This is a genomic window from Vibrio rubrogenes, assembly GCF_059641415.1.
Genome location: NZ_JCARSY010000019.1, coordinates 26,437 through 43,163, shown reverse-complemented (window position 1 = coordinate 43,163; position 16,727 = coordinate 26,437). Strand labels below are relative to the sequence as shown.

Genomic DNA, 16,727 nt, shown 5'->3' with positions numbered 1-16,727 from the left:
AGAAAAGTTAAAATTCACTAGCGATGAATAAAATTTTCCCTTATTTTTAATTAGGTTATAAAGATCAGTTAGTCAATACCAGAATATTTGTCTTTGTTTGCATTTATGTTGAAAAGTATGGAGTGATATCTCATTTTGGGTTTGTGATGGGGGCGTTTGGTTAGAAAAAGAGCCCGTTTTGCGCCATTGAAAAATGGTGGATTAATGGGGGATGGAGAGGAAGAATAGGAGCCGTGGTATTCCTATTCTTCATTTTCATTATTGTTATCGGTTTTTACACAACCTTACAAGCTAATCCTTTGAGATAGAACCCTTCCGGATAGGCTGAGTCGATGGGATGATCTGCCGCCTGACTGAAACGTTCAACAAACTTGACACTCCGCCCGGCATCCAGAGCCGCATCAGCAATAATTTTCTGAAACAGCATCTGATCCATAAGGCCTGAGCAGGAGTAGGTGAGTAATGTACCTCCCGGTCTGAGAATCTGCATCGCCAACATGTTAATGTCTTTATATCCTCGACAAGCACCGTTCAGTTGAGCTTTCGACTCGGCAAACTTTGGTGGATCCATAATGACGACATCAAACCGGGTTCCCTGATCGCGGTACTCGCGTAATAATTTGAAGACGTCGGCGTTGAGAAAGACTGCACTCTTTTTAGACAGATCGAACTCATTTAACTGGGCATTGGCTTTTGCAGCGTCCAAGGCGGGTTGGGAAACATCAGCATTGATTACTCGTTTAGCACCACCTTTCAGCGCATAGAGACCGAATCCACCGGTATAGGAGAAGCAATTCAGCACTTCTTTATCCTGAACATATTTCATGGCGTGTAAGCGACTATCCCGTTGATCCAGATAGAAGCCAGTTTTATGACCATTGATGATATCAACGCTGATTTTTATGCCATTTTCCTCAATGATAATCGGCGCTGTCGGTATATCACCGTGTAAAACACCGACTTGTTCTTGTAACCCTTCTTTTTTACGTACGGCAACGTCTGAACGCTCATAAATATGACATTCAGGGAAGCAAGTTCGAAGGGCTTCGACCAGCAAGGGTTTTGAGAATTCAGCTGCGGCACTTAACACCTGACAAACCAGATAGTCGCCATATCGGTCAATCGTAATACCCGGCAGACCATCAGATTCAGCAGCAATGAGACGATAGCCGGTTAACTGACCTTGCCGAATGACGGGTTCTCTGAGCTGTTGTGCCTGACGGATACGTTGGATGAAAAAAGCGGTATCAATCTCGGTTGGTTCGAAGCTCCAGACGCGAGCCCGAATCTGTGATTGTGGCGAAAAACCAGCTTTTGCCAGCCACTGTCCGTCGTGGCTATAGACATCAACCGTTTGGCCTGAAACGGGATCACCCTGCACGTGATTGATAGCTCGGGAGAAAATCCAAGGATGGCGGCGAAGGAGAGATTTGTCACGCCCTTTGGCGAGATAGATAGCGGCTGTCATAGATGTATTCTGTAACTTGAAAAAACGGTATTGTCGGTGATGTAAGAGGGAAAAGCAATTGGTTGAAGGGATTATGGCTTTGGGCTGAAAGGCGTTTTTGAATAGGGCATCATTGTTCAGAGTGAGCGTGGCATCCCTCACATTCGACAGAAATTTAGATATACTATCGCTATGAGCGAATCTTATTGTTTCATGAGCTTTCTGATGCGAAAGAGGAGGAGCTGAATATGTCACAAAAGAGAGAAATCTTTACCGTGAAAGGTGTTGTCCAAGGGGTTGGTTTTCGTTACTACACCTCGCATCAGGCGTTGAAATTAGGATTGACCGGTTATGCTAAAAATTTGCATAACGGTGATGTGGAAGTTGTGGCCTGTGGCGAAGCGGATCAACTGGAATTATTTTATCACTGGCTCCATCAAGGCTCACCGGCAGCGCGTGTTGAAGCGGTTGTGCGGACTGACTTTCACAGTGAAAAATCGTTTCGGGGATTTTCAATTCATTGATGGGCAATTTCGTGGTTGAGGATCTGAGTTTAAACGGAAGATACATGCGTTTAAAATCAATAGACTTATCCTCAACCTTTTGATGAACGAACCTTGAATGTAGGTGGTATCCAATCTTCACCGACCTGAGGTCGTGATTGTGTCACAGGCATTTCGCTGGTTTTGGGAGTCCAGCCAGTTTGGTTGCCTGCTTGGCTGGTCCTTTACGGAACAGCTTAAATAGATACTTGCTACTGCCTTTTTCCGGACCATGGGCTTTTCCCATGGATTTGACCAACATGCGGATGGCAGGAGAAGTGTTGTATTCTTTGTAGAACGCCCTGACAAAATGAATGACTTCCAGATGCGCTTCAGTTAATTCAATGCCTTCTGCTTCAGCCAATAGTGGGATCATACCTTCTTGCCATTGTGTATGATCAAGTAAATAACCTTCGCTGTCGGTTTCAATCATTTGACCATTATATTCGAACATAACTCTGTGTTGCCTCATCAATTAGAACGCGGTAAGGGTAGCGGAGTGCTTGTGATGAAACAATCATTGTTAACGAAAATATGTGTGGAAAACATAAAAAAAGCCCAGAATATGGGCTTTTTCTTTTGCTCTCTTGTTCAGAGCATTGCTATGAGAACGCTTCCGGTCCCAGAACAATTAATCATCGTTCATGAAACCCAGAAGACTCAGCAAGCTGATAAACAAGTTATAGATTGAAACATACAGCGTAATCGTTGCAGAGATGTAATTAGTTTCTCCGCCACGGACAATTTGCTGAGTGGTCAGCAAAATCACACCGGTCGAAAACAAGACGAACAGTCCACTCATTGCCAGATACAGGGCAGGAAGTTGCAGGAAGATATTTGCAACAAACCCGACGAGCAGCACGACAAAACCGGCTAACAGCATTCCGGACAGGAATGAGAGATCACGTTTGGTGGTCAGTGCATAAGCGGAAGCAGCCATAAAGGTGAGGGCTGTTCCTCCGAGCGCTGTTAATACCACGTCTCCGAGACCGGCACTGATATATGCGTTCAGGATCGGGCCTAACGTATAACCGAGGAAACCGGTAAACAGGAAGGTGAAAACTAACCCCATACTGTTATCACGGTTCTTCTCGGTGAGGAACAGTAAGCCATAAAAGCCGACCAACATAATGATCAACCCCGGAGACGGAAGGTTCATCGCCATGGAAACGCCAGCGACGACAGCAGACCACAACAGTGTCATCCCTAATAGCGCATAGGTGTTTCTTAACACTTTGTTTGTTTGAAGTGCACTATCTAAAGTCGATGTGCGTGAATACATAGGACGGTTCATACGCTTCCTCGTATAATGATTGTCTATTACTACTTAAGACTATATGTGGGGGTAAAAGTTCTTATCTTCAACCCTTCATGACTACTATGACCTTATCTTAGTCAAAAATGAACTGCAATACCGTGACGAAGTTGTAACACAATTTTTCGAATGAGAAACAAGCGTTAACCTTTGCATCGTTTGCTCATGAAAACAAGGCATATATGACATGCCTTGTTCATGAACGACGAGCTTTCTGAGTAATTAATGTTGCAGAATCTGTGCGAGGAAGTTTTGGGTGCGATCCGACTGTGGATTTGCAAAGAAATCTTGCGGATTATTTTCTTCGATAATTTCACCTGCATCCATAAAAATGACTCGGTCTGCCACTTCTTTGGCAAATCCCATCTCGTGAGTGACACATAGCATGGTCATGCCTTCTTCTGCCAGCTCAACCATGACATCCAATACTTCTCTGACCATCTCCGGATCCAAAGCGGATGTCGGTTCATCAAATAGCATAATATGAGGATTCATACACAGTGAGCGGGCAATGGCCACACGCTGTTGCTGTCCTCCGGACAGCTGGCCCGGATATTTCTTCGCCTGATTGGGGATCTTAACGCGTTCCAGATATTTCATCGCAATAGCTTCGGCTTCTTCTTTTGGCATTTTCTTTACCCAGATTGGTGCCAGCGTACAGTTTTCTAACACCGTTAAGTGAGGGAACAGATTAAAATGCTGAAAGCACATACCGACCTGACGGCGAACGGCTTCGATATCTTTTAAATCTTCAGTCAGTTCATGACCGGCAACGATGATTTGACCTTTCTGATGTTCTTCGAGTCGGTTAATGCAACGTATCATGGTCGATTTACCGGAGCCGGAAGGACCACAGATGACGATTCGTTCACCCTTGGTCACATTCAGATTAATGTTCTTTAATACATGGAATTCGCCGTACCATTTGTTCATGTCCTTAATTTGGATCACGGCTTCTTTATTTTGAGTATTTTGTAGCGTCATAATACGTTCCTTGAAATTTTTATCGTTTGTGACCGGTATGCAGTTTGTTCTCTAGCCAAATCGAATATCTCGACATGCCAAAACAAAATACCCAGAACACTAACGCGACAAATGCATAACTTTCAGTGGAAAAACCAAGCCAATTCGGGTCGGTATTTGCAGCCTGACCGATACCAAGCACATCAAACATCCCGATGATGAGTACCAGACTGGTATCTTTAAATAGATCGATGAAGGTATTCACAATCGAAGGAATGGTAATTTTCAAAGCTTGCGGCAAAATGATCAATCCCATTTTTTTGGAGTAGCTGAGCCCTAGTGAGTCTGCGGCTTCATACTGTCCTTTGGAGATGGCTTGTAAGCCGCCCCGAATTACTTCGGCAATATAAGCAGCGCTGAACAGCATCACACCAATGAGAGCCCGGACTAACTTATCACTTTCTGCACCGGCAGACATGAATAGCGGGAGCATGACGGAGGCCATAAACAACACGGTGATCAGAGGGACGCCACGCCAGACTTCGATGTAAACGGTACAGAAACTGCGGATGACCGGCATATGAGAACGTCGTCCGAGAGCAAGCAACACCCCAATAGGTAACGATGCGACGATCCCGACCAAAGCCAGCACGAGTGTGATCAGAAGACCACCCCATTTATAGGTTTCAACCACGGGCAAACCAAACCATTCACCATGCAGCAGTCCGGTCATTAATAGTGGGTAAATGGTTAAGGTGAACAGTGCTAACCAGCCACGTTTCGGCGTCTTCGGATAAGCCAGCAGGACAACTAAAATCGCCAACGTGGCATAGAAAAGTTGTGGCCGCCATAGTTCACTCTCCGGGTAAAACCCAAACATAAACTGATCGAAACGGACGTAAATCAACACCCAACATGCGCCTTGCTTTGAACAAGCTTCACGGCTTTCTCCGATCCAATCGGCTTTAATCAGAGCCCAGTCGATGAGATGGTACAAACCGGTAAATGCAAAATAAGCAATAATGAGCGTCAATACTGAGTTGAATATATTGCTGAATAAATGCTTGCGCATCCAGACGATCAAGCCGCTGGTATTCGACGGTGGCGGCAGATCCGGTTGAAATTGATGTACTGTCATCTTACCTCTCCACCAAAGCAACTTTACGGTTATATGTGTTCATTAAAAATGAAGTCACCAGACTGATGGTCAGATAGACTGCCATCGTCATCGAGATCACTTCGATCGCTTGTCCCGTCTGGTTCAGGGTCGTTCCGGCAAACACATTGATAAGGTCTGGGTAACCGATCGCAACTGCGAGCGAAGAGTTCTTCGTTAAGTTGAGATACTGGCTGGTTAACGGCGGAATAATAATGCGCATGGCCTGAGGAATAATGACCAATTTAAGTGTTCTCCGGCGGGACAGGCCTAATGACATGGCTGCTTCGGTCTGACCATGACTGACGGCATTAATCCCGGAGCGCACGATTTCTGCAATAAATGCAGCCGTATAGATACTGAGTGCAACGAGCAGAGCAACAAACTCAGGAATGACTTCAATGCCCCCCTGAAAATTAAACCGTTGCAGAACCGGGTATTCCGCTGAAATTGGCATTCCCATCCAGAAGTAGGCAATAGTAGGCAGGCCGATAATCAGCCCGATCGCAATACGCAGGGTTGGTGTTTGTTGCCCTGTCACTTTTTGACGGTTATTGGCCCAGATCTTCACACAGATAGTTGCGATAACGCCGAGAATAAATACCGTAAATACCAGACCACTTCCTGATGTAAAAATGGGTTTGGGGATAAATAAACCACTGACGTTAATAAAGATCGAATCTCCGATGGAAAGGCTTTGTCTTTTTCCGGGTAAGGCCTGTAAGACTGAGAAGTACCAGAAAAGAATTTGCAGCAACAACGGAATATTCCGGAAGGTTTCGACGTAGATTGCAGCAAAGCGGCTTACGAGCCAGTTCGATGACAGACGGGCTATCCCGAGAATAAATCCGAGTACCGTCGCAAAAAAGATCCCAATAATCGATACATACAATGTATTCAGTAGTCCGACAACAAAGGTCCTGCCATATGTATCTGTTTCGTTATAGTCAATTAGAGACTGGCTTATTCCAAACCCTGCCGGTTGATTCAGAAAATTAAACCCGGTAGTAATGCCGCGAGACTCCAGATTTGTCAGTGCATTATTTACAATCGAGTAGATAAAGAAGATCAGTGCTAAGATAGCAATTATCTGAAAGACAACTGATCGAAACGTGGGATTATAGAATAAGTGTGTCACTTTTTTTGGGCCAGACGTGTTGCCTGTTGAGGACACAGCGTTATTTTCAGGCTTCATACAACAATAACCTCAAGTCCATTTCCGACAAAGGGCGGATTGAACCGCCCGTTTTTAATATGATAATTAGCGGATTGGTGGGGCATACATGAAGCCGCCCGCATTCCATAATGCATTGACACCACGGGCAATGTTAAGCGGAGAACCTGAACCGACGGAGCGTTCAAATACTTCGTCATAGTTTCCGACTTGCTTGACGATTTGGTAACCCCAGTCGTCGCGAATACCCAGACCGGAGCCTTTCGGGCCATCCAAACCAAGAATACGTGTAATGTTGGCATCCGTTGACTTCTTCATTTCATCAACATTTTTCGATGTTATGCCGTATTCTTCCGCATTGACTAGCGCAAATAGCGTCCATTTTGCAACGTTAAACCACTTGTCATCATCTTGGCGGACAACAGGTCCCAATGGTTCTTTAGAAATAATTTCCGGCAGCACGACAGCAGAACTTGGGTCTTTGAGGTTGACACGCAGCGCATAAAGTTGAGACTGATCGGATGTCAGCACATCACATCGGCCAGCATCGAAACCTTTAGCAGTTTGAGCTGATGTATCAAAGACAACCGGCTTATAAGACATGCCATTTTTACGGAAGTAGTCGGCAAGGTTCAGCTCAGTGGTTGTACCTGACTGAATACAAACGGAAGCACCATCAAGCTCTTTGGCACTTTTGACGCCGAGATTCTTTTTGACCATGAATCCCTGACCGTCATAGTAAGTAACGCCAACAAAATTGAGACCTAAAGCTGTGTCGCGTTGCAGTGTCCATGTTGTATTGCGGGAGAGGACGTCGATTTCACCGGACTGTAGTGCGGTGAAGCGTTCTTTTGCGGTTAATGGTACAAATTTGACTTTGGTTTTGTCACCGAGAACTGCTGCGGCTAATGCTCGACAATATTCAACATCAATGCCTTCCCATTCTCCTTTCGCATTTGGGTTGGAGAAACCGGGAAGCCCCGTACTAACGCCACAGGTTACAACGCCATTTGAGAGCACTTTATCAAGGGTGCTTTCGGCTGCTGAAGCAGACTGGGCTGCGACCATTGCAGCAGATGCGACAGTAATTGAAGCAAGAATTTTGAGTGTGTTTGCCATGAGTTTGTATCCTTCCAAGTATGAATCACGCAAATGTGCTCAGGTATATCTGACACAAGTAATTCATTTTGTATTTATTTGTTCTGGCGGTTGAAACCGCTATTTGTCCAGAACGCTATTCCATTTTCAGTAACAATCGTCTGTAAGCGTAGGTAAGGATTAGGTTTTTCTCAAATTTCTAATAAAAGGAATTATAATGTAATCACAAACCGAGCCTGCGTTTAGCATGGACAATTGTTATTTAAATGTAAATAGTGCAATCAAGTTCAATCATAGTGCAATTGTGTATATGTATATTTATTAAATGTTTTTTTGGATTTTTATTTCATATTTTTGTTTATATTTGGGTTTTTAACCTGATGTTGGGTGTTAATTTAATCAATAATTCCCAAGTACTCATTTGATTCAATAGTTGTTGCACTTTTTTGGGTCGTGTTATTTGTTATGGTTGTTAATATAAGGTTGTAAATGTTATGCGATATTTTCCGCTGTTTATGGATTTAACCGAAAGGGCCGTTTTAGTCGTTGGAGGGGGAGAAGTTGCAAGCAGAAAAACTGAAGCTTTGGTCAGAGCTGGTGCGCGAGTCACAATCTTGTCTCCGGAGATTTCAGAATCACTCCAGGTGTTGTGGCACGATGATGCGATTCAATGGATTCAGCAACGCTATGATAGTGCGTTTCTGACCCGCAATTACGTTCAGGTTTGGGCAACGACTGATCATACATCGCTGAATCACCAGATTTATGCGGATGCCAAATTGCTCGGATTACTGGTTAATGTGGTTGATGACCAACCTTATTGTGATTTTATTACACCAGCCATGATAGACCGTGGACAAATTCAAGTGGCAATTTCAAGTGGTGGCGCTTCACCTGTGTTGGTACGTAATATTCGTGAGTCAGTTGAAGCGATTTTGGCGCAGAATTTACGTGTTCTTGCTCAGTTTTGTGGCGGTAAGCGGGAGCATCTGAAAGCCAAGCGACCGGATGTCAGTGCCCGTCGTCGTTTCTGGGAGGCTTTTCTGGCAGACCCGATCGTCAAAGAAACGCATGACCCGGTTGTATTGGAGCAAATCTATCAACGTTATATTGCCGCACCGGAGTTGACGACTCGAGAAGTCGTGTGGGTTGTTTGTGATGCGGATGTAGAATTGCTTCCGATGAAAGCAGTGCGTTTTATGCAGCAATCTGAGCAAGTGCTTTACCATCGAAATGTCCCTGCGGAAGGGCTCGATTTATGTCGCCGTGATGCAGAAAGAGCGGTATTTGATAGTCGGGCTCAACTACAAGATTTACTCGCTCAAGCCCGAGAAGAAACTCGTGTCCTTTGTATCATGGTTACTGCAGCTGATTTTCAGGCTGTTGCAGATCTGAAAATAGAAGGGGAACGTCAGTTTGGTAGTGGATTTTATCAGAGTAAATGACAGTTGAAAAAATCTATCGTGACTCGGTTGACCAATCAAAATTTAATGGGCTTGTGGTATACTGCGCCGCTACTAACAGATGAGAGTTATTTCCTATGAGTTTAAAAGAGCAAAGCCAGCAATTGAGTAATCGATTGGACAAATGTAAACATAAGCTGGAAGCAGCCAAATCTCGGAGGGATAATGAGATGATCACCCAGTTTACGGATGAAATTGATGCGTTGACTAAACAGATCAACGCATTGAAAAGTAAGCAAGAATACGATTTAAATAAAGAACGTAAACGATTATCTGATTTACCTTTTTCCCGGGAAATTACTCGCGAGGAACAAGCTAATATCGGTAAGTTGAAGAAATCAGTCAAGGGGCTCGTCGTTGTTCACCCGACAACCAAACTAGGTAAGGCGATGCGTCTTGAGGTAATGACTGGTTTTGCACCTCGTCAGTTTTAATTGAGAGACGGTTTTGTTGGGCGGGAAGATTGCATGATAATATGTCTTGTGATGACAACAATTGACTGACAACACAGGGCTCGTGAATTACGAGCCCTGAATGATCAAATCACTTCATCATCTATCAACCCATCGGGTTTTATTAGTCTCTGAAGTTGTCGAACTGAAATGGTTGACCAAAATCCTCTGAGCGGATAAACGCAATCACACTCTGTAGGTCATCGCGTTTCTTACCTGTGACACGAATTTTATCCCCTTGAATTGAGACCTGTACTTTTAGTTTCTGATCTTTAATGCTTTTGACAATTTTCTTGGCCAAGAGTGTCTCGATTCCCTGCTTGAATAAGACATCCTGATGCCAGAACTTGCCGGACTGACTGGCTTTTTGTGTATCCATTGTGTTCCCGTCAACTTCACGTTTCGCCAGATTCGCCCGCAAAATATCGCGCATCTGTTTTAACTGAAAGTCACCTTCTGCCGACAGTGTGACGACTTCATTTTTTAGTTCAAAACTCGCTTCGACATTTCTGAAGTCGAAGCGTGTTGATAGCTCACGGTTGGCATTATCAACAGCATTTTTTAATTCAACGGTGTCAATTTCTGACACAATATCAAAAGAAGGCATGGGCCTGCTCCTTGTTTTTATCGTTTGTCGTTATTTCTGTCATGTACAGCAGCATTCAGTTCGGTGATCATCAGCTCTGTGTCTGACCAGCTCAGGCATGGATCGGTAATCGACATGCCGTATGTTAGTTGGTCAAGTGCAGCAATCGGCTGATGACCTTCTTCGATAAAACTCTCTGCCATAATTCCCGCAATTTGATCACTGCCGCGACGAATCTGTCGGCAAATATCTTCAGCAACGCTTAACTGACGTTTATGCTGTTTCTGGCAGTTCGCATGGCTGAAGTCGATGACAACCCGGGGAGATAGATGGTGCGATTCTAATTGAGCACAAGCTTGTTGAACAGACTTACTGTCAAAGTTCGGCCCGTTTTCCCCACCTCGAAGAATAACATGCCCATCCGGATTGCCGCTGGTGCGATAAACGGTCATTCGGCCTTGTCGATCCGGCGAGTAAAAATAGTGGGATGCTTTAGCGGCTCTGATTGCATCAACTGCCACTTTTACATTGCCGTTGGTCGCATTTTTGAAACCGACGGGGCAGGACAGTGCCGAAGCCATTTCCCGGTGAATTTGAGACTCTGTCGTCCTAGCCCCGATTGCTCCCCAAGAGATCAGATCAGCAATGTATTGACCGGTAATCATGTCCAGAAATTCAGTGGCGGTTGGTAATCCAAGTTGATTTATCGCCAGTAAAACTTCTCGGGCTTTACTTAATCCTTCTTCGAGTGCATAACGGCCATCCAGATACGGGTCGGTAATTAATCCTTTCCAACCGACGACCGTTCTCGGCTTTTCAAAATAAGTCCGCATCACTATCAATAAATTATCGGCATAACGCTCACGAAGGACATTCAAGCGCTTTGCGTAATCCAGTGCGGCCTCGGGATCATGAATTGAGCATGGACCGGTAATGACTAAGAGCCGTTGATCTCTGCCATGTAAAATGGCTTCAATCTCTTGACGACTTTGTGAAATATGCTGGCCAACGGAAGCACTGACAGGAGACTGTGTTCGCAATTGTTCGGGGGTTGGCATATGCCCTAAAGGTTCTGTTCTTAATTCGTCGGTTTTCATGGGTTGGTTTTATTCCAGTTCGTTAGATGTAAGCTCAATCGGTTCAATTGCGACTATCTTGCTACGGTTGAGTACCACTTTCCAGCGATAGTAGATTGGCTCATCAATATGATTGTCCTGTTTGATAATAAGGTTAAACAGGTGGCGTTTTTCAATTTTTTCACGGCTGACTTGGCCGTTGTTCAAGCGATAAACACGATAAGTATCTTTATCGAAAAGTCGCGTAATTTCACGAAAGTCAAAATAGATGGTTTCACGTGTCTCTTCGTAACCGCTCATAAAGCGTGACGTTGACATTTCCGTTTCAGAGCGGTAGCTAATGACTTGCTCTTCCCGTTGAACAATCCGTTTCTTACGGATACGTTGAATACGATCGGGGAGATTGTTAATCGATTGGTAATTCAACCACTCATATTTTTGTCCAATCTGGTTTCCGGTACTGGGATCGTAGTAACGTCTTTTCCATTTTGGTTTGCCTTTACGGAGCCAGCGCCAGAGCATGTCTTTCAAGTCATCTTTAAATATTTCTCTCAGTGCATAAATGAAAGACATGGCAATAATAAATGAAGCGGTAATTTCTCCCCAGTAATCACGGGCAAAAACCACCATCATTGTAACAAAAAGCATCACGAAACCTGTGGCGATCCCTTTCACGGCTCGGCGGATATTATTGCCTAAGGCGATCGGTGTTTCTTTCAGAATGACAGGGTGCTCAATCAAGCGACGTAATAAACGCATTTTATTACTAATACGTGTAATGTCTTCGGTGGCTTGTGCTGAGTTATAGTGATGTAGTGCCCGATGTGCTTGTTCCTTTTCTGCCAGAATGATCAGACGATCTTTAATGGTTTTGTACTCACTGTCCCGGGTTAAATGCGCCACCAGAGAGAGAAATTTTTGTTCGGTATACCAAGAGAGATAGTTATCGATATTGGTGTAATACCGTTTGAGCGTTTCTTCGTAAGGAATGGTGCGTCTGAGTCTGCGGAGGATGTCCAACGTCAGTTCGACAACATTATCAATCTCGATTTCAGTGACGTTGTCACTATCGTGAAGTAGATTGCCGACTGCATTGTCGAGAGCCATCACATACTGGTAAGCAAATAGACTCAAACTAATTCGATATTGAGTGGATGACAGTCTGCCTCGCTGAGCGAGACGGCTGTGAATCAACGGTAGGAGATGTTTATCACTGTAATAGGCGCGTTTTTGAGTCAGACAATTATAATACAGCTCAGTCTCAGGCATCAGGTCTTGATTGAGTCCGATTTCTCCCGGTACGAACAGATACATTTCCAGACTGGAAAGTTTACTCTTTGACATTGTATGGGATATTTTCAACGTAATCGCATCATGTTTGCTAACCTTGATCAAATCTGTCCTCCGGTAAACGCACCTTGATATCTGAATCACCGCAGAGACGTAACATCCTGACGTTGACTGAGTATATATTTATAAATGGTAGAGAAAGGATATCAGAGATCGCGTATAATCTCTGCAAATTTGAGATGAGACCTATTTGATGATTAATATTGGACAAATCAATCAGCTAGAGATTTTGCGGGAAACGGATTTTGGTGTGTTTCTCGATGCAAAAGATTATGGCACGGTAATGTTGCCGAAGAAACTGATGCGCCAGCCTGCTGAAATCGGTGCATCAGTGGATGTTTTTTTGTATTTCGACTCTGACAGTCAGCTCGCCGCGACAACGGAAACTCCGATTGCTTGTGTTGGTGAGTGGGGCATGATGAAAGTGGTTGGTGTCAATCAAACGGGTGCTTTTGTCAATTGGGGCATTCATGAGAAAGATCTATTGATCCCCTTCAGTGAACAGCGTGGGCGACTCACTGCTGAGCAATCGATTCTGGTTTATGTCTATACGGATAAAGCGTCCGGACGGATTGTCGGGACAACAAAATTCAATAAGTGGCTGGATAAAACGCCGGCACATTACACGCCCAATGAGAAAGTTGATCTACTGGTCGCGGAGCGCTCCGCTTTAGGATACAAAGTGATTATCAATGGCCAGCATTGGGGAATGCTGTTTCAGTCGGATGTCTTTGGCAAAGTTTTTGTCGGTAAGAAACTGAAAGGGTTTGTGAAGCAGATTCGTGATGATGGCAAAATTGATGTGTCCCTGCAAAAACTCGGCGTCGCCAAACTTGATGAGTTGAGTGGTAAAATTGTTGCGCAGCTCCGTCAAAAAGGCGGTTTTCTGCCGCTGGGGGATAAATCGTCACCTGAAGCCATTTTTGAAGTGTTCCGAACCAGTAAAGGGACTTATAAAAAGACGATTGGTCAGCTTTATAAACAGGGAATAATCGATATTGAAGCAAACGGTATCCGATTGATTCAGGATCCTCAGTAAATCATTGAGCGCTGCGATCTTGTCGTAAAAATAAGCCCGAAACCAGTTGTTGGTATCGGGCTTTTTATCTGGGCAGATGTGAGAAAAAGTGAATGTCAGCGACTGTATCTATCGGATAAAACAGCTAGCTCAGATAATGGGGAATTAAAACAAATTACCGTCTCTCACCAGCTCTCTTGGCAGGCCATTTTTAATCCGGTTTCCGACCCATTTCCCCAGCCCGAGAAATATCCCCTGATATTGGATCAGAACCTCGCCCTGACCGGTCTCTGTCTGTTCAGGACGAATATCTTTGCCCATAAACCACTGGCGGGCTTCTTCCAGAGAGAGCGCGATAGCCTGAGTTTCATGTCCCGATGTCAGCGCTGTCACAACCTGATGTTGCCAGCGATAACCTTTTTTATGTGCTTCAGCCAGTTTAATGCCCATCCGAGAGAATTTAAATCGGCCGATCATCGGCTCTAAAGCTTCGGGGAAGAGCCAAACTTCATTATCACGAAGCCAGATCTGGCTCTGTGTCGGTAAATCGATATCCAGTGACTGTTTTAATGCCTGGCTGATCGTCTGATGCTGATTTTGGGTCGCTTTATTAAAAGGAAATTTTCCGAGTCGCTTCGTGACTTGAGGTGCTGGCACAGATGTCACTTTACGGATGCGAGCAACAAAGAAGCCTTCACAATCATAAATTTGCGGAAAAATATGCAAGAAGCCTTCTTCGGTTAATGCCGATTCTGCCTGTGGAAAAAGCGATGCTAAAGACTCAAATGTGACCGCGTCACCGAAAGTTTGCTTCAAATGATGACAGACATGTTGATTTTCTTCGCGGCTTAGGGTGCAGGTTGAATAAACCAATATGCCGCCCGGTTTTAAGGCGTAGAAAGCACTTTCTATCAACGCTTTTTGCGTTTGGGCAATGGCGGCAATCGATGCCGGACTCCAGTTTTTCATCGCATCCGGATCTTTGCGTACGGTGCCTTCTCCGGAACAAGGTGCATCAATTAACACTGCGTCAAACTGTTCGGGAAGCCATTCACCGAAAACCCGGCCGTCAAACGTTGTAAGAGCACTGTTTCTGACACCGCATCGTTCAATGTTTGAATAAAGAGCTTTAGTCCGGCTGGCGGAGAACTCGTTGGCAACGATAATGCCTTCATTATTCATGAGAGCAGCAATCTGAGTGGTTTTTGAGCCCGGTGCAGCAGCCATATCCAATACGGATTCAAAAGCCACTTCCTGCTGATGAAATAATGCACTGACAGGCATCATTGAACTGGCTTCCTGAATATAAAATAAGCCGGTCATATGTTCGAAAGTATTGCCTATCGGTGTGGTGAAATCTTCTGGTTCAACCCAAAATCCCTCTGAACACCAAGGAACCGGGGTCAGGCGCCAGCCATTTTCTTTAGCGCGCTGACAAAAATCAGCGACAGATATTTTCAAGGTATTGACGCGAATACTCTTGCGCAGCGGGCGCTGACAGGCAGCAATAAAATCATCCATCGTCAGTTGTGATGGCAGTATCTGTTCGATCGTCCGCAGAAATTCATCCGGCAAATAAGTATTCGTGTGCAAAATAATTCTCTCAATTTAACGTTCAATTGCAGGGAAGCGCTGCATTATATACACAACTCATAGCAAGATACATATTCAGACGCTTTTTCATCAGATTTCCAACCTGTTTACCGGAGAAATCACGTCCGATTGATGTGGTGACCATGCCATCGGATATGGATGTATTTGCATCAATACAACATGAATGTTAGTTTTTGCTTGTGTTATCAATCATTCAGCGATAAAACGACTCGTTTAAAGCAATTTTCACCGTAATGATTGAACAGATTGCATGATAATGGAAAGATTTATGGCACTTGAACAGTATCGACTTTTAACAAAACAGGCTGTGACATTCATTGGTTCTGAAACCAACCTAGTGGCTAACTTGGCCAATTTATCCGCGCTGCTGAATATGGAAATGACCGACATCAACTGGGTGGGTTTTTATCTACTAGAAGGCGATGAGCTCGTATTGGGGCCATTTCAAGGAAAACCTGCTTGTATTCGAATCCCTGTCGGACGGGGTGTCTGCGGAACAGCGATTGAGACAAACAGTGTTCAACGGATTGATGATGTCCATTCGTTTGATGGCCATATCGCCTGTGATGCCGATAGCCGTTCCGAGCTGGTGATTCCTTTTTCGATTCACGGTCAATTGAGAGGTGTACTGGATATTGACAGTCCGATTACAGGACGATTCTCTGAAGTTGACGAACAAGGTTTGACAGAAATGATGAATCAGGTAGAAAAGCTGTTTAATTCACAGACTAACGAGACATTATTTATAGTCTGACGGTGGTTTTTCCGATTCAGAACACTATAATACCCGAACATTGATATCTTCATGTCTTACGGAATGAAACCGTAATAACCAGGAACCCACATGGAAAACACTGAAAAGTTAAAAAACAGCAAAGAAGTCATTGCATATATTGCTGAATGTTTCCCAAAATGCTTCACACTAGAAGGTGAAGCTCAGCCACTGAAAATTGGTATTTTTCAAGATCTTGTTGAACGTTTGGAAGGTGACCCGAAGGTGAGTAAAACTCAACTTCGGGCAGCATTAAGACAGTACACCTCTTCATGGCGTTATCTGCATGGCGTAAAACCCGGTGCCGAGCGAGTTGACTTAGATGGGAATCCATGTGGTACATTAGAGCAAGAACATGTCGAACATGCTCAGAATACTCTGGCCGAGAGTAAGGCAAAAGTTCAGGCTCGACGCAAAGAAAAGCAGAAACAAGAAAAGAGTAATGCACAGCCTAAAATCAGGAAGCCAAATCCTAAGGCAAAAACTGCAAAACGTGCTCAGGAAAAAACTGTACAAACCCGAGCGTTGAATGCTGATGAACTCAGTGTGGGTCGTCAGGTTAAAGTCAACATGGGTAAAGGCAACATGGCTGCGACCATTGTTGAGATCAATAAGGAAGATGTGCGTGTACAGCTTGGAAATGGCCTGCAAATGGTCATCAAAGCGGAGCACCTAAGCGCATAAAGGAGAGCCTCCTACGC

At 44.4% G+C, this 16,727-nt stretch carries 17 protein-coding genes; 6 read left to right on the top strand and 11 right to left on the bottom strand.

The window, feature by feature from the left end; translation table 11 throughout:
• Window positions 1-274: 274 nt before the first annotated feature.
• Complete coding sequence (locus tag AC55NX_RS13815) at window positions 275-1,468, bottom strand: class I SAM-dependent methyltransferase (protein WP_496996274.1); 1,194 nt, start codon at window positions 1,466-1,468, stop codon at window positions 275-277.
• 227 nt (window positions 1,469-1,695) lie between these two features.
• Here AC55NX_RS13815 and yccX point away from each other — a divergent pair, with 227 nt between their 5' ends.
• Entirely contained in the window at window positions 1,696-1,971 is a 276-nt protein-coding gene (yccX, locus tag AC55NX_RS13810; RefSeq protein ID WP_496996273.1) for an acylphosphatase, read from the top strand.
• 142 nt (window positions 1,972-2,113) lie between these two features.
• On the opposite strand, the gene AC55NX_RS13805 is transcribed toward yccX, so the two are convergent.
• From AC55NX_RS13805 to AC55NX_RS13780, 6 genes are all read right to left on the bottom strand, one after another.
• Window positions 2,114-2,443: a TusE/DsrC/DsvC family sulfur relay protein gene (locus AC55NX_RS13805; RefSeq protein WP_496996272.1), complete on the bottom strand. Its 330-nt coding sequence runs from the start codon at window positions 2,441-2,443 to the stop codon at window positions 2,114-2,116.
• Window positions 2,444-2,620: 177 nt separating this feature from the next.
• Window positions 2,621-3,283 carry a Bax inhibitor-1/YccA family protein gene (locus tag AC55NX_RS13800; RefSeq protein WP_496996271.1) on the bottom strand — a complete coding sequence of 221 codons (663 nt, stop codon included), beginning with the start codon at window positions 3,281-3,283 and terminating at the stop codon, window positions 2,621-2,623.
• Window positions 3,284-3,526: 243 nt separating this feature from the next.
• Window positions 3,527-4,288, bottom strand: a complete 762-nt coding sequence (locus tag AC55NX_RS13795; RefSeq protein ID WP_496996270.1) for an amino acid ABC transporter ATP-binding protein — start codon at window positions 4,286-4,288, stop codon at window positions 3,527-3,529.
• Window positions 4,289-4,307: 19 nt separating this feature from the next.
• Window positions 4,308-5,405, bottom strand: a complete 1,098-nt coding sequence (locus tag AC55NX_RS13790; RefSeq protein WP_496996269.1) for an amino acid ABC transporter permease — start codon at window positions 5,403-5,405, stop codon at window positions 4,308-4,310.
• Window position 5,406: 1 nt separating this feature from the next.
• On the bottom strand, window positions 5,407-6,618 hold the full coding sequence (locus tag AC55NX_RS13785) for an amino acid ABC transporter permease (protein WP_496996268.1): 1,212 nt from the start codon (window positions 6,616-6,618) through the stop codon (window positions 5,407-5,409).
• Between the two features lie 66 nt (window positions 6,619-6,684).
• A complete protein-coding gene (locus tag AC55NX_RS13780) occupies window positions 6,685-7,716 on the bottom strand; it encodes an amino acid ABC transporter substrate-binding protein (protein WP_496996267.1) in 1,032 nt (343 codons plus the stop codon).
• 473 nt (window positions 7,717-8,189) lie between these two features.
• On the opposite strand from AC55NX_RS13780, the gene AC55NX_RS13775 reads away from it, so the two are divergent.
• Both AC55NX_RS13775 and AC55NX_RS13770 read left to right on the top strand, forming a co-directional pair.
• Window positions 8,190-9,140 carry a precorrin-2 dehydrogenase/sirohydrochlorin ferrochelatase family protein gene (locus AC55NX_RS13775; RefSeq protein WP_496996266.1) on the top strand — a complete coding sequence of 317 codons (951 nt, stop codon included), beginning with the start codon at window positions 8,190-8,192 and terminating at the stop codon, window positions 9,138-9,140.
• Between the two features lie 95 nt (window positions 9,141-9,235).
• The gene (locus tag AC55NX_RS13770; RefSeq protein WP_059120737.1) at window positions 9,236-9,592 is read left to right on the top strand and encodes a YibL family ribosome-associated protein; all 357 of its coding nucleotides are present in this window, start codon (window positions 9,236-9,238) and stop codon (window positions 9,590-9,592) included.
• Window positions 9,593-9,734: 142 nt separating this feature from the next.
• On the opposite strand, the gene AC55NX_RS13765 is transcribed toward AC55NX_RS13770, so the two are convergent.
• Genes AC55NX_RS13765 through AC55NX_RS13755 form a run of 3 tightly spaced genes read right to left on the bottom strand, consistent with a single transcriptional unit; the run spans window position 9,735 to window position 12,667 of the window.
• A complete protein-coding gene (locus AC55NX_RS13765) occupies window positions 9,735-10,217 on the bottom strand; it encodes a YajQ family cyclic di-GMP-binding protein (protein ID WP_496996265.1) in 483 nt (160 codons plus the stop codon).
• Between the two features lie 17 nt (window positions 10,218-10,234).
• Entirely contained in the window at window positions 10,235-11,293 is a 1,059-nt protein-coding gene (locus tag AC55NX_RS13760; protein WP_496996264.1) for a 3-deoxy-7-phosphoheptulonate synthase, read from the bottom strand.
• 9 nt (window positions 11,294-11,302) lie between these two features.
• Window positions 11,303-12,667 carry a hypothetical protein gene (locus AC55NX_RS13755; protein ID WP_496996263.1) on the bottom strand — a complete coding sequence of 455 codons (1,365 nt, stop codon included), beginning with the start codon at window positions 12,665-12,667 and terminating at the stop codon, window positions 11,303-11,305.
• Window positions 12,668-12,815: 148 nt separating this feature from the next.
• Between AC55NX_RS13755 and AC55NX_RS13750 the strand changes: the two genes are divergently transcribed.
• On the top strand, window positions 12,816-13,661 hold the full coding sequence (locus AC55NX_RS13750) for a CvfB family protein (RefSeq protein WP_496996302.1): 846 nt from the start codon (window positions 12,816-12,818) through the stop codon (window positions 13,659-13,661).
• Between the two features lie 144 nt (window positions 13,662-13,805).
• Here the strand turns inward: AC55NX_RS13750 and rsmF are convergent, their stop codons facing one another.
• A complete protein-coding gene (rsmF, locus tag AC55NX_RS13745; RefSeq protein WP_496996262.1) occupies window positions 13,806-15,233 on the bottom strand; it encodes a 16S rRNA (cytosine(1407)-C(5))-methyltransferase RsmF in 1,428 nt (475 codons plus the stop codon).
• Between the two features lie 289 nt (window positions 15,234-15,522).
• On the opposite strand from rsmF, the gene AC55NX_RS13740 reads away from it, so the two are divergent.
• A complete protein-coding gene (locus tag AC55NX_RS13740; RefSeq protein WP_496996261.1) occupies window positions 15,523-16,008 on the top strand; it encodes a GAF domain-containing protein in 486 nt (161 codons plus the stop codon).
• 90 nt (window positions 16,009-16,098) lie between these two features.
• Window positions 16,099-16,710 (top strand): RNA chaperone ProQ, encoded by a 612-nt coding sequence (gene proQ / locus AC55NX_RS13735; protein WP_496996260.1) that lies wholly within the window; start codon window positions 16,099-16,101, stop codon window positions 16,708-16,710.
• The last annotated feature ends 17 nt before the right edge of the window (window positions 16,711-16,727 follow it).